At 68.6% G+C, this 15,088-nt stretch carries 14 protein-coding genes and 1 CRISPR repeat array; of the genes, 11 read left to right on the forward strand and 3 right to left on the reverse strand.

Annotation, left to right across the window (positions count from 1 at the left end):
- The first annotated feature begins 58 nt into the window (after positions 1 to 58).
- A CRISPR array of direct repeats spans positions 59 to 2,130; the repeat unit is 28 nt; unit sequence TTTCTGAGCTGCCTGTGCGGCAGCGAAC.
- 213 nt (positions 2,131 to 2,343) lie between these two features.
- The 3 genes from cas1f to FEF15_RS03110 form a co-directional block, all read right to left on the reverse strand.
- Positions 2,344 to 3,318 (reverse strand): type I-F CRISPR-associated endonuclease Cas1f, encoded by a 975-nt coding sequence (cas1f, locus tag FEF15_RS03100; RefSeq protein WP_163557668.1) that lies wholly within the window; start codon positions 3,316 to 3,318, stop codon positions 2,344 to 2,346.
- A 172-nt stretch (positions 3,319 to 3,490) separates the two neighbouring features.
- On the reverse strand, positions 3,491 to 3,715 hold the full coding sequence (locus FEF15_RS03105) for a type II toxin-antitoxin system Phd/YefM family antitoxin (protein ID WP_163557670.1): 225 nt from the start codon (positions 3,713 to 3,715) through the stop codon (positions 3,491 to 3,493).
- Positions 3,716 to 3,827: 112 nt separating this feature from the next.
- Positions 3,828 to 3,953 (reverse strand): tryptophan-rich sensory protein, encoded by a 126-nt coding sequence (locus FEF15_RS03110; protein WP_240454055.1) that lies wholly within the window; start codon positions 3,951 to 3,953, stop codon positions 3,828 to 3,830.
- Between the two features lie 145 nt (positions 3,954 to 4,098).
- On the opposite strand from FEF15_RS03110, the gene FEF15_RS03115 reads away from it, so the two are divergent.
- The 11 genes from FEF15_RS03115 (at position 4,099) to FEF15_RS03165 (ending at position 15,032) form a co-directional block, all read left to right on the forward strand.
- A complete protein-coding gene (locus FEF15_RS03115; RefSeq protein WP_163557672.1) occupies positions 4,099 to 4,755 on the forward strand; it encodes a hypothetical protein in 657 nt (218 codons plus the stop codon).
- A gap of 110 nt (positions 4,756 to 4,865) precedes the next feature.
- Entirely contained in the window at positions 4,866 to 5,015 is a 150-nt protein-coding gene (locus FEF15_RS03120; RefSeq protein WP_163557673.1) for a hypothetical protein, read from the forward strand.
- Positions 5,015 to 5,752 (forward strand): metal ABC transporter ATP-binding protein, encoded by a 738-nt coding sequence (locus FEF15_RS03125; protein WP_163557675.1) that lies wholly within the window; start codon positions 5,015 to 5,017, stop codon positions 5,750 to 5,752. Before FEF15_RS03120 ends, FEF15_RS03125 begins: the two co-directional genes overlap by 1 nt.
- Positions 5,746 to 6,636: a metal ABC transporter permease gene (locus FEF15_RS03130; RefSeq protein ID WP_163557677.1), complete on the forward strand. Its 891-nt coding sequence runs from the start codon at positions 5,746 to 5,748 to the stop codon at positions 6,634 to 6,636. The genes FEF15_RS03125 and FEF15_RS03130 overlap by 7 nt, the downstream gene beginning before the upstream one ends.
- Positions 6,637 to 6,661: 25 nt before the next feature.
- A complete protein-coding gene (locus FEF15_RS03135) occupies positions 6,662 to 7,663 on the forward strand; it encodes a zinc ABC transporter substrate-binding protein (RefSeq protein ID WP_163557679.1) in 1,002 nt (333 codons plus the stop codon).
- 86 nt (positions 7,664 to 7,749) lie between these two features.
- Entirely contained in the window at positions 7,750 to 8,928 is a 1,179-nt protein-coding gene (locus FEF15_RS03140; RefSeq protein ID WP_163557681.1) for a UbiH/UbiF/VisC/COQ6 family ubiquinone biosynthesis hydroxylase, read from the forward strand.
- A 12-nt stretch (positions 8,929 to 8,940) separates the two neighbouring features.
- Positions 8,941 to 9,594 (forward strand): ABC transporter ATP-binding protein, encoded by a 654-nt coding sequence (locus FEF15_RS03145; protein ID WP_163557683.1) that lies wholly within the window; start codon positions 8,941 to 8,943, stop codon positions 9,592 to 9,594.
- Positions 9,595 to 9,598: 4 nt separating this feature from the next.
- Entirely contained in the window at positions 9,599 to 10,312 is a 714-nt protein-coding gene (locus tag FEF15_RS03150; protein WP_163557685.1) for a TVP38/TMEM64 family protein, read from the forward strand.
- Between the two features lie 205 nt (positions 10,313 to 10,517).
- A complete protein-coding gene (locus tag FEF15_RS03155; RefSeq protein WP_163557687.1) occupies positions 10,518 to 13,019 on the forward strand; it encodes an ABC transporter permease in 2,502 nt (833 codons plus the stop codon).
- Positions 13,016 to 14,188: a lipocalin-like domain-containing protein gene (locus FEF15_RS03160; protein ID WP_163557688.1), complete on the forward strand. Its 1,173-nt coding sequence runs from the start codon at positions 13,016 to 13,018 to the stop codon at positions 14,186 to 14,188. The genes FEF15_RS03155 and FEF15_RS03160 overlap by 4 nt, the downstream gene beginning before the upstream one ends.
- Positions 14,189 to 14,294: 106 nt before the next feature.
- Positions 14,295 to 15,032, forward strand: coding sequence for a class III extradiol ring-cleavage dioxygenase (locus FEF15_RS03165; RefSeq protein WP_163557690.1), 738 nt, complete (start codon positions 14,295 to 14,297; stop codon positions 15,030 to 15,032).
- Positions 15,033 to 15,088 lie beyond the last annotated feature (56 nt).

The raw sequence follows: 15,088 nt of genomic DNA on the forward strand, positions 1-15,088 counted from the left end.
CACGGGTGGGTCAATTTTGTTGACCGCTGGTGGGTCACTTCTGATGGCCATTGACACCGATTTCTGAGCTGCCTGGGCGGCAGCGAACGATGCACAGCGCATCTTCGAACGCATTTGTGATTTCTGAGCTGCCTGTGCGGCAGCGAACAGAGTTCCCAGTGCTGCGGGCCCGCCTCCAGGATTTCTGAGCTGCCTGTGCGGCAGCGAACGAGCAGGAGCGTGCCGTCCTGGCGGCGCATGTTTTCTGAGCTGCCTGTGCGGCAGCGAACGCGTAGTCGTAGACCAGTCGCCCCTCGTCGATTTTCTGAGCTGCCTGTGCGGCAGCGAACTCCATGTAGCGGGTGAAATTCGACACGCCCATTTTCTGAGCTGCCTGTGCGGCAGCGAACGCGCGCCTTGGGAATGCGGATGCCCAGCTCGCTTTCTGAGCTGCCTGTGCGGCAGCGAACCGCGATCAATACGACTGGGAGGCGATCAAGCATTTCTGAGCTGCCTGTGCGGCAGCGAACGCTCACCGTGATCTGGCTGCCGTTGTCGAAGTTTTCTGAGCTGCCTGTGCGGCAGCGAACAGCTCGTCAGGCGGTCCCAGCTTTTCGTAGCCTTTCTGAGCTGCCTGTGCGGCAGCGAACACGCACCCGCACGACGTGCTCGCCGACCAGAATTTTCTGAGCTGCCTGTGCGGCAGCGAACCCGCCCCTGGCGCGAATGCGGGCGATCTCGTCTTTCTGAGCTGCCTGTGCGGCAGCGAACACCCTGGACGAGGTAGAGGGTATCGTCGTCCATTTCTGAGCTGCCTGTGCGGCAGCGAACGCCTGATGACCGCCATCCACAGCGCGCCGGCTTTTCTGAGCTGCCTGTGCGGCAGCGAACGGCGCTTGGTGGTTACGCCAGGGCGTCTTCCATTTCTGAGCTGCCTGTGCGGCAGCGAACAACGTGACGCATAGTGCCGACTCGGCCAAGCATTTCTGAGCTGCCTGTGCGGCAGCGAACCGACTGCGCGGCGGCACGCTGCACTTCCAGCATTTCTGAGCTGCCAGTGCGGCAGCGAACCTAGCGCGGGCTGAATGGCACCGTCGGCGCTGTTTCTGAGCTGCCTGTGCGGCAGCGAACCTGCAGGTCGCGCCAGAACTCGGCCTTGGCATTTTCTGAGCTGCCTGTGCGGCAGCGAACGTCAGCCACTCTACACCCACCGCTTGCTCCGATTTCTGAGCTGCCTGTGCGGCAGCGAACGCCTACTACTACCGGCCCCGGGAGAGCGAGCGTTTCTGAGCTGCCTGTGCGGCAGCGAACACCCTGTGCGAGGCGGTCAACGAGCTGAGCGTTTTCTGAGCTGCCTGTGCGGCAGCGAACACCTGCTCGGCGTCAAAGGTATAGGTCATCATTTTCTGAGCTGCCTGTGCGGCAGCGAACGTGACCCGCGCACAGGAGGGCACCACTGCGCATTTCTGAGCTGCCTGTGCGGCAGCGAACGTCAGCCACTCTACACCCACCGCTTGCTCCGATTTCTGAGCTGCCTGTGCGGCAGCGAACGCCTACTACTACCGGCCCCGGGAGAGCGAGCGTTTCTGAGCTGCCTGTGCGGCAGCGAACACGATCTATGCCTCTGACGCAGGCGACCTGCATTTCTGAGCTGCCTGTGCGGCAGCGAACGTCGAGAGTGACGGCGGCGGTGTCGTCGCTGATTTCTGAGCTGCCTGTGCGGCAGCGAACGGTCACGGTCAGGCTGCCGTGAAGGCGCAGCATTTCTGAGCTGCCTGTGCGGCAGCGAACGGGTGCTGTCATGAACCGCGCCGATACCGAGTTTTCTGAGCTGCCTGTGCGGCAGCGAACGAGGAAGCCGAGGCCGATGGCCACGAGTTCCTTTTCTGAGCTGCCTGTGCGGCAGCGAACCGAGCTTCCGAGAAGCGATGCCAGGCCGAGGATTTCTGAGCTGCCTGTGCGGCAGCGAACGAGCTCGAGCGCTTGGACCGGATGGAGGACCATTTCTGAGCTGCCTGTGCGGCAGCGAACGAGCTCGAGCGCTTGGACCGGATGGAGGACAATTTCTGAGCTGCCTGTGCGGCAGCGAACGGTGGCGCTCCGCACGTCCCGGTCGAGGTCGTTTTCTGAGCTGCCTGTGCGGCAGCGAACTAGAACGATTCAAAGGTAAGCGACTGATTGTTAAAGAGCAATGGTTTGATAGAGCAGCGCCTCCCTTTTTAGAGAGCTTCCTAAGCGTATCGAGGCCTGCCTGGGTGATCGGCGTTTGCCAAGTGCGGTCGCCTCGTCGTTCGGCGAACTGGTCGAGAATTCGACGCGTGTCCCTGAGTGCATTCTTGCTGCACTGAGAAACCAGCAGCACATTCATGCTCCTGGCCCTCCCAGCTCGACCGCCACATCCTTCAAGGTATCGATCATGAAGTCGAGCGATTCGGTTCGCGTCAGCCGCTCGATGCAAGCCTGACGGAATTCCTGTTCCTCATCGCCTCGCATGGCGGAAAGAAACGCCTGGGGCAGAATTACGGAATCCTTGACCAGATCGGCGACATCGAAGACCAGGCCGCCGCGGCGTGTCTTGCCATGCAGCACCGCCAACCCGTGCGGAATGCCGAGTACCCAAGTCGCAGTCGCCGCCAGGCCATAGGCGAGATAGTTGCCATGATCGAGAAAGCGATTGGCGGGATCGGTGCCCGTACCGCGCTTGGCCCGGGTGAAGTCACCGTAACTCACGCCTCGGGCAGACAGCTTGAATAGCTGTTTGGTAAGACGCGCTTCCAGGGTGAGCAAATCGATGGTGCTGGGCGAGCTGGTAATGGCTTCGCGATGGCTGGCCAAGGCGGCCTGAAGCGACTCTGGCATCACAGAAAAGCCGGCCTCCTTGAGCGACCGGTCGCCCCACAGCGCCTCGATTCTGTCGAGGCGAGCCAATTGGAACGAACGCGCCGCCTCGAGGCGCTTCTGATCGTCGAACCAGAAGCGCACCCAGTGTTGGAGGTATTCGGTGGGACGGTACTCGCTCTGTGGCGTCAGCCAGGCGACATCGACATCCACCTCGTTGGCAGCGAATAGCGGCGTGCCACCACCGCCGCAAAAGCCCACCAGTACTCCGGCCTTGGCCAGTTCGCGCATCGCCGCCTGGGTGATCGACGTACCGGTACCGAGCAAAATCGAGGTGGTATTGGCAATGGGGATGTTCCAATAGCGCGACTGGCGGCCCTCATCCGTCACGTATTCGACGCGACCGCCGTTAACCAGCACGCGACAGTGCTGCAAGTAATAGAGATTGGCACGCTTGGAGTGCAGGATCGTCTTGAGATCGGAGGGCGAAAGATCATCCATGACACCTTCCCGGCTTCATTGGGAGACTTCCGACTCATCCAAGCACGGCTAAGACAGCTTCGCCAACTTTGTCTGCCGATAGCCGGCCTGCATCAACCCATGGTTGATTCGAGTCATTCCTCCCTGCCTCATCCCCCGCGAATCGAATGCTCCTTTGCAGTACGCTCACCCCTCACGCATCCGCTTCGCGCTCCAGGTCGTCGTAGAGGCTGTCCGGCGGATCGGCATCGGAGCCACTGTCCGCCGTCAGGCGGCGGTATTCGTCGAGCGACATCAGCACCACGTGGCGGCCGTTCTTGCGGGTGATGTGCACGGGCTCGCCCTGCTCGTATACCGCATCGCACAGTTGCTTGAGGTTGCGGCGCGCCTCGCCGAGGGATAGGGATTCGCTAGCCATGGCGTCCACCTCCTGTCGTTTCTGCCGTTCAGTCTAGGTGTGTGGCCGACATTGACCAATCTGGCCAGACGCCCTCGCGAGGCACGCTGATCTGCCGAGGCGGCAAGTCCGATCATACCGGGGCATTGAGCCACCACACCGCGGCATTGAGATAGGCGGCGAATCCCACCCAGGCGAGGTAGGGTGCGAGCAGCCAGGCGAGCAGAAGCGAGGTGGAGCGAAGCGGGTGAGACGGCATGGTCGGCATCCGTGTCGGCGAGAGCGGCAGAAAAGCGCGAATTCCCGTCTACACCGACTCGCCCAGCGACGAGCCGTTCCCTTGCCCGTACCATTCCGCCGGGGGCCTGCTAGCCTGTTGACAGCGCTTCCTGTGGAGTCCCGCCATGCCTCGCTTGCCCCTGCTCTGCCTGTCATTTGCCCTGCTGATGACACCCCCCGCCCTCGCCCAGTCGCCCGGCGCCGAATACCGCGCCTATGAGAATGCCCTGGCCCGTGGCGCACGCCATGCGGATCTTTGGCAGGTCGGCTGGACGAGTGTCTACGCCGGGAGCCTCGCACTGAACGCCTGGCAGGCGAGCGAAGCGAGCGATCCCGACGACCGCTACGACGCCCGCGTGGGGGTGGTGAAGTCAGCGCTGGCGCTAGGCGGCATGCTCACCGACCGCCAGCCGCATCCCGCGGCCTATCGCGAGCTGCGCGAGGGCGACGACGAGATCGACCGCGCCCGTGAATTGATCGAGGCCGTGGCGGAAGAGGAGCGGCGTCGTCGCAGTTGGGAGGCGCGGCTCGGCTCGCTCGCCGTGAACACCGTGGCTGGCCTGGTGATCGGCGTGGGCGACGGGCGCGAGCGCGACGGTGCCATCAATTTCGCCACCGGCATGCTGGTCAGCGAGCTGCAGCGGCGCACCCAGCCGCACCAAGCTACCGCCGCCATCAACCGCTTCCAGCCGCTGGCGGTCTCGTTCGGCGACATTCGCCTCGAAGGGGAGTACGCCTGGCTGGTGGGGCCCAATCAGCTGGGGGTGGCGCTGCGCTACTGACTAGCAGGCGGGTAGGCGGGCTCGAAGCGGGCCCGTCCGTGGCCGGTTGCACTGGCCACCCTCTTTCTTGTTATGTTATAACCTCCACCGAGTTTTTCGGAGGTTCCCCCATGGCCCATCGCACACACCGGCACCGCCAGGAAGGACCGTGCCACTTCTCCCTGATGTCGCTTGCCGCCACGCGACGCCTGCTGCTGGCCGCGGCCCCGCTGGCCGGCCTGTGGCTCGCCGTCAGTTGGGCGGCGGGATGGTGGGGCTGATGGAAACCGCTCCCACCGCCCGCCTGCAATTGCACGACCTGCAGCTCGCCCAGGGCAACCGCACCGTGCTCGAGCACGTCGACGGCGCCTTTCGCGACGGCGCCATCACCGCCCTGGTGGGCGCCAACGGCACGGGCAAGAGCACTCTCATCCAGGGCATCATGGGCATCCTCAAGCCGGTTGCCGGCCGGGTGAACTGCACCGTGCCCAAGGAGCGGCGCGCCTGGCTGCCCCAGCAGCTGGCGCTGGACCTCACCTTCCCGATGAGCGTGGAGGAGCTGGTGATGACCGGCAGCTGGCCGAGCCACGGCGCGCTCAAGGGCTATTGCGCCCGCCACTATCGCAAGGGGCGCGAGATCATGGCGCGCCTGGGCATCTCGCACCTGGCACACCGCCCGCTGGGTGAGCTCTCCGGCGGCCAGCGCCAGCGCGCGCTGATCGGCCGCACCCTGATGCAGGAGGCGGAGCTGCTGCTGCTCGACGAACCCTTCGCCAACGTGGATGCCGAGACCGTCGATGTGCTGACCACCGTGCTGCGCGACATGGCCGACAGCGGCGTGACCCTCATCGTGGTGCTGCACGACACCGAGCAGCTCGCCCGCCTCGCCGACGAGGTGGTGGTGCTGGCCAATGGCCACGCCCACTGGACCGCCACCGAGGCGGTGCTCCAGGGACGCACGCCCCAGTCGCCGCTCGTGCCGCTGGCCCTGGGCCTGACCGGAGCGAACGCATGCTAGCGCTGCTCGATGCCTGGCTGCTGGCCCCTTTCGACTATGGCTTCATGCGCCGCGCCCTGGTGGCTGGCCTAGCGCTGTCGCTGGCCGCCCCGCCGCTGGGGGTGTTCCTGATGCTGCGCGGCATGAGCCTGATCGGCGACGCCATGGCCCACGCCATTCTGCCCGGCGTGGCGCTGGGTTTCCTGCTCGCCGGCTTCTCGCTGCCGATGATGAGCCTGGGCGGGGTGCTCTCGGGCCTGCTGGTGGCGATGCTCGCCGGCAGCGTCTCGCAGATGACCGGCCACCGCGAAGACTCCGCCATGGCCAGCTTCTTTTTGATCTCGCTGGCCGCCGGCGTGATGCTCGTATCGCTGGGCGGCAGCAGCGTCGATCTCACCCACGTGCTGTTCGGCTCGGTGCTGGCGGTCAATACCACGGCGCTGGTGCTGATCGCCGGGATCAGCAGCGTCATCGTGGTGACCCTGGCGATGGTCTTCCGCGCCCTGGTGGTGGAGAGCCTCGACCCCCTCTTCCTGCGCGGCCAGGGCTGGCACGCCAGCCTGGTGCACGGCGTCTTTCTGGGCCTGGTGGTGCTCAACCTCACCGCCGGCTTCCAGACGCTGGGCACCCTGATGGCGGTGGGCCTGATGATGCTGCCGGCCACCACGGCGCGCTTCTGGAGCAAGCGCCTGGAAGGCCTGATCGGCATCGGCATCGCCATTGCCATGGCGTCGAATCTCGGCGGCCTGCTGCTCTCTTACCACCTGAGCATCCCCTCCGGGCCGGCCATCATCCTGTTTGCCGGCGCCGGCTACCTGGTCTCGGCCCTGGTCGGTCGCCATCACAGCCTGCTGGTGCGCCTGGGCCGCCGCGCGGCGCCACTGGGTGCCCCGGAACCCCACTGACGAGTCCCCTGCAAGGAGTCCCTGCATGCGCACTGCCACCCTCGCCGCCTGCGTCCTCGGCGTCTCGACCCTGCTGGCCCTGCCGACGGCGTTTGCCGCCGAGCGTCTCCAAGTGGTTACCAGCTTCAGCATCCTCGCCGACATGGTCGAGAACGTCGGCGGCGAACGGGTCAGCGTGACCTCCCTGGTCGGCCCCGACAGCGACACCCATGTCTACTCGCCCAGCCCCCGCGACGCCCGCGCCCTGGCCGAGGCCGACCTGGTGGTATTCAACGGCCTGCGCTTCGAGGGCTGGATGGAGCGGCTGATCGATTCCAGCGACTACGCTGGGCCGCTGGTGACCGCCAGCGACGGCATCGAGCCGCTGGACGTTGCCGGTCATGACGACCACGACCATGATCACGAGCGCGACCACGACGATCATGCCGCTCAGGGGGCGCATGACGGCCACACGCATGGCGACCAGGATCCCCACGGCTGGCAGGACCTCGCCCGCGGCGCCATCTACGTGGCCAACATCCGCGACGGCCTGATCGAGGCCGACCCGGCCAGCGAAACCCGCTATCGCAACAACGCCGAGCGCTACCTCGGCGAGCTCGAGGCCACCGACGCCGAGATCCGCGAGTGGCTGGCCGAGATTCCCGCCGACACCAGCGTGATCACCGGCCACGACTCCTTCGGCTACTTCGCCTCTGCCTACGGCCTGCGCTTCCTCTCGCCGGTGGGGCTCTCCAGCGAGGCCGAGCCCAGCGCTGCCGACATGGCCCGGCTGATCGATGTGATCCGCAGCCAGAACGTCCGCGCGCTCTTCCACGAGAACATGACCAGCCCGGCGATCATCGAGCAGCTCGCCGAGGAGACGGACCTCCCCATCGCCGGCACCCTCTACGCCGACGCCCTGGCCACCGAGGGGGAAGCGAGCACCTACCTGGGCATGATGCGCCACAATGCCCGCACCCTGCACGACGCCCTGGCCGAGCCGGGTCATGAGGATCATGGCCACGACCACAGCGACCATGACCACTGAGTTCGTGTGAGCCTCGCTGGCGGCCTCCACTCCGCTGCCCCTGACGCGGTATCCTGAGGGCCTGACGCACCCACCAGGAGAAGCGAATGGAGGCGACGCAGGACGCGATCATCATCGGCGGCGGCATGGTCGGCGCGGCCGTGGCGACGGCGCTGGGCCAGGCCGGGATGACGGTGACGCTGGTCGAGGGCGGCGCCCCGCCCGCTCCCATCGCCGAGGACGCCCCCTTCGACCTGCGCGTCTCGTCGCTGAACCTGGCCTCGCAGCGGTTGCTGGACGACGTCGGCGCCTGGTCGCACATTCCCGCGGCGCGGCGCTGCCCCTTCCGCCAGATCGAGGCGTGGGACGAACGCGAGCGACACACCACGCATTTTGCCGCCGCCGACCTGGGCCTCGAGGCGTTCGGCCACTTCGTCGAGAACCGGGTGATTCGTCACGCCCTCTGGCAGCGCCTGGCCGCCCTGCCCCAGGTCACCACGCTCTGCCAGGCCAGCCCCGTGGCGCTGGTAACGGGCGGTCACCAGGCGCTGGTGGAGCTCGACGACGGCCGATTGCTGGCCGGCCGGCTGGTGGTGGGCGCCGATGGGGCGAACTCACGGGTGCGCGAGCTGGCCGGCATCACCACACACGACCACGACTACCACCAGCGGGCGCTGATCGTGAACGTGCGCACCCGCCTGCCCCAGCAGGACACGAGCTGGCAGCGCTTCACTCCCGAGGGCCCTCAGGCCATGCTGCCGCTGCCCGGCCCCTACGCCTCCCTGGTGTGGTACGGCCCGCCCGAGGCGACCCGCGAGCGCGAGGCGCTGGATGACGACGCGCTGCGCGCGGCCATCGAACGCGACTTCCCGGCCCGCCTGGGCGGTATCGAGGCCGTGCTGGGGCGCGCGAGCTTCCCCCTGCGCCGCCGCCACGCCGAGCGCTACACCCGCCCCCGCCTGGCGCTGGTGGGCGACGCCGCCCATGTCATCCACCCCCTGGCCGGGCAGGGGCTCAATCTCGGCCTGCAGGACGCCGCCGAGCTCAGCGAACGGGTGATCGCCGCCCACGCCGCCGGCGAGGATCCGGGCAACCGGCGCCCGCTGGCCGGCTACGCGCGCGCCCGCCGCCCCCGGAACCTGGCGATGATCGCCGCCATGGAGAGCTTCCACCACCTCTTCACCGGCGCTGCGCCGTTGCGTCAGGCGGGCGCCGCGGGCCTGGCCGTGGCCGAACGCCTGGGCCCGGCGAAGCAGCGGGTGATGCGCTACGCCCTGGGTATCTGAGGAGCACCCGCCATGCTCGAGTTTCGTCAGGTCCACAAGGCCTACGCCACCCCCCAGGGCCCGCTCAGCGTGCTCGCCGGCATCGACCTAAAGCTCGCCCCCGGCGAGAGCCTGGCGCTGATGGGCGAGTCGGGCAGCGGCAAGTCGACCCTGTTGCATCTGGCCGCCGGGCTCGACCTGCCGGACAGCGGCGAGGTACAGCTCGGCGGACAGGCGCTCTCGCGGCTCGACGAACCATCCCGCGCGAAGCTGCGCCGCGAGGCACTGGGCCTGGTCTTCCAGCAGTTCCACCTGGTACCGAGCTTGAACGTCGCCGACAACCTGCGCCTGCAGGCGCGCCTGGCCGGTCGCGAGCGCGCCGACTGGTCGGCGCACCTGCTCGAACGGCTAGGGCTGACCGACCTGGCACGGCGCTATCCGGAGCAGCTCTCCGGTGGCCAGCAGCAACGCCTGGCCATCGGCCGAGCCCTGGCTCCGCGCCCGGCACTGCTGCTCGCCGACGAGCCTACCGGCAACCTGGATGAAACCACCTCCGATAGCGTCCTGGCCCTGCTGCTCGACCTGGTCAACGAAAGCGGCAGCGCCCTGCTGGTGGTCACCCACAGCCCGCGCGTGGCGGCACCGCTGGACCAGCGCCGCTACCTGACTCACGGTCATCTCCGGTAATCCCATGACGCGGCGTGCCGAACGCAAATCGCCTTGGGTCTTCCGGGCCATCCTCATCGCTATCGTGGTGGTCATCACGGCGGCTATCTGGTGGCTGCTGCAGGCTCTGGGCTTGCCGATGCACTTCACGCCGGCCGGCATCGCCGAGTGGCTCAACGGCCGGGGGACGTTAGGGCCGCTGTTACTGCTGTTGCTGATGGTGCTCACTGTGGTCGTGGGCCCTCTGCCCACACTGCCGGTGACCGCCGCGGCGGGACTCTCCTTCGGCCTGGCCAAGGGCGTCGCGCTGTCGGTCTCTGGCGCCCTGCTGGGAGCCTTGATCGCCTTCTACCTGGCCCGCCTGGTGGGCCGCGAGGCGCTGCGGGCCAGGCTGCCTAACAACCCGCTGTTCGGCACCCACGGCTCGCAGCGCCTGCTGTTTCTAACCATCCTCGTAACGCGCCTGGTGCCAATCTTCTCCTTCGCCCTGATCAGTTATGCCGCCGGGATCACCGCGATCTCCGTGGGGCGCTTCGTCCTTGGAACACTGATCGGCATGTTGCCCATGAGCGTGGTGTTCGCAATCCTGGGACGCTCTCTCGAGCTCCATCCCTGGCTCACCCTGATCGCTGCCGCCTCCATCCTTACCGTGATGACCCTGCTGCCGTGGTACCTGAATCGCCGGCGCCACTCGCGGCTGGCCCGTTGGCTGCACCTCAACGAGCCGCCCGAAGAGTAGCCGAAAGCTGACGGCTCAGCCGGTATCGCCGCCCTGACCCACTGCCGCTACATGGCCAATGCGCTGTGGCGCACCGAGGAAACCGTCGCACGCCTGCAAGCGTGACTACCACCGGCAGGCGCCCGGCAAGAGCGTCTGCCATTCCCCGCCTTGTCGCTTCTATGGGACGATACCGGCACCGCTCGTTCACCACCCACGTGCCCCTATGCTCACCGCCCTGGCCACCCTGCTCTCCCACTACCGCCGCCATCCCGGGCAGCTCGCCATGCTGCTGCTCGGGCTCTGGGTGGCCAGCGCGCTATGGAGCGGGGTACAAGCGATCAACGTCTCGGCCCGCGACAGCTACGCCCGCGCCGAGGCGCTCTTCTCTACTGGCCTGGATCGCCTCGAGCGCCGTGATGACGAGCCACTGACCCGCGACGACTACCTGGCCCTGCGCCGCGCCGGGCTGCCTGTCTCGCCGCTGCTCGAGGGCGAGGTGGAAACCGCGGACGGCAACCGCCTGACGCTGATCGGAATCGACCCGCTCACCCTGCCCGGGGACAGTGCCTTCGCCACCGCCGGCAGTACCGATGAGCTCACCGGCTTTCTCACCTCGCCCTGGCAGACGCGCCTCGCCCCGGACAGCCTCGCTGCCCTGGGGGTGGCCCGCGGCGAGGCCCCCGGCTCCACGCCGCACCTGGCCGAGGGGCAGCGCCTGCCTCCGCTGGTGCCTACGCCTTCGCTGCCCCCGGATACCCTGGTGATGGACATTGCCGCCGCGGCGAGACTGCTCGACCGCGGCACGACGCTGAGCCGACTGGTCACCGCTCCCGATGCCCTGGCCACGGCTCCCGACGGCTTCGTGCTGACCCGCGCCGACACCCTGGTCGAGCCGGGCCAGCTCACCCAGAGCTTCCACCTCAACCTCACCGCCATGGCGTTGCTGGCGCTGGTGGTGGGGCTGTTCATCGTCCAGGCGGCTCTGGGTCTGGCGCTGGAGCAGCGCCTGGACCTTCTACGCACCCTGCGCGCCCTGGGCGTCTCCGCCCGCCGCCTGGTGGGCCTGCTGGCACTCGAGCTCGTCCTGCTGGGGCTCGTCGGCGCCCTGGCGGGTATCGTCAGCGGCGTATGGCTGGCCCAGGCACTGCTGCCCGACGTGGCGGCCACCCTGGCAAGCCTCTACGGCGCCGAGGTGGGGGCCCAGCTGTACCTGCCGTGGCACTACTGGCTGGGCGGACTGGCGGTGACCCTGGGCGGGCTCTTCCTCGCCGGCAGCGGGGTGCTGTGGCGGGCGGCGCGGCTCAGCGTGCTGGGGCTCGGCCAGGCCCAGGCGTGGCGCGCCGGCTTCCATCGCCAGCTTCGGCGCCTGGCCCTGGCCGGGAGCGGCGTGGTCGCCCTGGGCCTGGCGCTGTGGGCCTGGCTGGCCGCCCAGCCCCCCGGCGAGGGGCTCATCGCCGGTTTCGGCCTGGTGGCCGCGCTGCTGCTCGCCGGCGCCCTCTGGCTGCCGCCGCTGCTGGCACTGGGCCTTGCGGCGCTGGCGCGGCTGTGGCGCCGCCACCCCCTCGCCCAGTGGGCCGTGGCCGACCTGCAGCTGCAGCTGCCGCGGCTCACGCTGGCCATGATGGCGCTGCTCATCGCCCTGGCCGCCAACCTGGGCATCGGCAGCATGGTGGGCGGCTTTCGCCTCACCTTCCTCGACTGGCTCGACCAGCGCCTGGTCGCCGACCTCTACCTGCGACCGCCGCCGGCGCAGTTCGACTCGGTGGAAGCCTGGCTCGGCGAGCGTAGCGAAGTCCGCGAAACGCTGCCCACCCGCCACGCCGAGGCGACCCTGCGCGAAGCCGAACGCGACGGCGCGGCACGCAGCCTGGAGCGACCGGTCAGCCTCTACGGCATCACTCCCGGCGCCGCCCTGGTACCCCACTGGCCGCTGCTCGACACCCGGCAAGGGCGAGAGGCGGCCTGGCAGGCCTTTCGCGGGGGGGCGGCCTTCGTCAACGAGCAGTTGGCCATCGCCGAGGGTCTTTCGCCAGGTGACCGCCTGATCGTGGAGGCGACCGGGCGTCGTGAGACGCTCCCCGTGGCAGCGATCTACCCCGACTACGGCAACACCCGCGGCGAGGTGCTGCTCGCCACGCCGCAGCTCGCCAAGCGCTTCGCCGGCACACCGAGTTCCATCGGCATCGTGCTCGCCGCGGGGGGCCGCGCCGAGACGCTGAGCGAGGCCCTGCGCCAGCGCTTCGCCCTGGGCAGCGACAGCCTGGTGGACCAGCGCGAGGTCAAGCGGGTCGCCACCGGCATCTTCGAGCGCACCTTCACCATCACCCGGGCGCTCAGCGCCCTGACCCTGGGCGTCGCCGCCCTGGCCCTGCTGGCGAGCCTGCTCGCCCAGGCGCGCAGCCGACGCCGCCAGCTGGCACCGCTCTGGGCGCTGGGCGTGCCGCGCGCTCGGCTCGCGACGGTGCAGCTCGCCCAGCTCGGCGGGGCGGCGCTGGCCACCGGCCTCCTTGCCGTGCCGCTGGGCATCGGCCTGGCGCTGGGCCTGGTGGCGGTGATCAACGTCGCCGCCTTCGGCTGGCGCCTGCCGCTGCACCTCTTTCCTGCCGAGATGGCAATGACCCTGGCCACCGCCGTGGGCGTGGCGCTGCTCGCCGCCCTGCTGCCCGCCCTGCGCCTGTGGCGCACCCCACCCCGGGCCCTGCTGGCCGAGGAGGAGGCGACATGAGGCAGCCATGGATCGGCCCTCTCCTGCTGACAGCGCTCTTGCTCGCCGGGTGCGACGCGTCGCAGGAGACGAGGCAGAACACCGGCTTCGCGGGTCTCGGCGAAGCCGCCGGCGACTTCGCCCAGGCCAGTCCCGGCACGCCGCTGCGCTTTCCCATCGACCATGGCCCCCATCCGGACTACCGCATCGAGTGGTGGTATCTCACCGCCAACCTGGAGAACGCCGACGGCGAGCCGCTGGGCCTGCAGTGGACGCTGTTCCGCCAGGCGCTGGTGCCGCCTGACGAGCGCCCCGAGCCCGCGCCCTGGGCGGCCGACCAGCTGTGGATGGCGCACTTCGCCGTCTCCCAGGGCGAGAGCCACCGGGTGGCGGAGCGCTTCGCGCGCAGCCACTCGGCCGGCAATGATGGTCAGGCCGGCGTGCGGGCCGCGCCCTTTCGCGCCTGGCTCGACGACTGGCAGCTGGCCAGCCGCGTCGAGGATGCCGCGTCGGACACCTTCGCCGAACTCTCGCTATCGGCCCACCAGGACGATGACCGGGGCCGCTTCGGCGCGGATATCACCCTCGACGCCGAAGGTCCGCTGGTGCCCCACGGCGAGGACGGCTTCAGCCAGAAGGCCGCCGACGGCCAGGGTTCGCTCTCCTCTGGCTCGATGTACTCTGGTTCGATGTACTACAGCCAGCCCTTCTGGCGCGTCGACGGCGAGGTGACGCTGGACGGCGAGACCCAGCCGGTGACTGGCCGGGCGTGGCTCGACCGCGAGTGGAGCAGCCAGCTGCTCGACGAGCGCCAGCAGGGCTGGGACTGGTTCTCGCTGCACCTGGCAAGCGGCCACAAACTGATGGCGTTTCAACTGCGCGGCGGCGGCGCGGCGGGGGGTGACTACCGTTCCGGCACCTGGATCACCCCCGACGGCTCGCCCACGCCGCTCTCGCCCGGGGCGATCCAGCTCGAGCCGTTGGCGACCGCCACGGTCTCCGGGCGAGAAGTGCCCACCCGCTGGCGCCTCGAGGTGCCCAGTGAAGGGCTCCAGCTGGTCGTCGAGGCGCCCCACGCCGAGCGCTGGATGGCCACCAGCGTGCCCTACTGGGAGGGCGCTGTGGTGGCCCGCGACCCCGCCAGCGGCGAGAGGCTCGGTGAAGGCTACCTAGAGATGACCGGCTACTGAGAGGGTGCTTACAAACTACTGCGCGCGCGGAATCAATAAGCCTGCTATCGATGTTGGCGCCGCGGGGCGCTATCCTGAAGGCAAGTCCACCTTCTGGAGTCGCCCCATGCTGCCCAGCCTCTTCATCTCCCACGGCTCGCCCATGCTGGCCCTGACCAAGACGCCGGCCCACGGCTTCCTGCGCGAGCTGGGCCAGACGCTGCGCCCTGACGCCGTGGTGGTGGTCTCGGCTCACTGGACCACCCGCCGGCTGGCGGTGAGCACCAGCGCACACCCCGAGACCATCCACGACTTCGGCGGCTTTCCCCGCGAGCTCTTCGAGTGCCAGTATCCCGCGCCGGGCGAGCCCGACCTGGCGAAGCGACTGGCCTGCAAGCTCAACGCCTTACCCACCGAGCGCGGCCTGGATCACGGCGCCTGGGTGCCGCTGTCGCTGATGTTTCCCGCCGCCGACGTGCCGGTGGTCTCGCTGTCGCTGCCCACCGAGTGGGCGAACGCCGAGCTGATGGCGCTGGGGGAGCAGCTGGCCGGCTTGCGCAAGCAGAACGTCCTGGTGGTCGGCTCGGGCAGCCTCACCCACAACCTCGGCGAGCTCGATGCTCCCGAGGCGACCATGCCCGCCTGGGTGGGCGAATTCGCCGACTGGGTGCATACGCGCCTCGCCGCCGATGACCGCGCCGCGCTGCTCGACTGGGAAGGCGCGCCCCAGGCGAGGCGCAACCACCCCACGCCGGAACACTTCCAGCCGCTGCTGGTAGCCATGGGCGCCGGCGGTCGGGCCGAGCGACGCCACCACAGCGTCGAGCATGGCGTGCTGGCCATGGATGTCTATGCGTTCGCGTGACCGTGCCTTCGCGTGACGGTGCGATCCCCTGGGCAAGCCGCCGTTTCAGGGCCTAA

This window comes from Halomonas sp. NO4 (assembly GCF_010994375.1).
Classification (GTDB): domain Bacteria; phylum Pseudomonadota; class Gammaproteobacteria; order Pseudomonadales; family Halomonadaceae; genus Halomonas.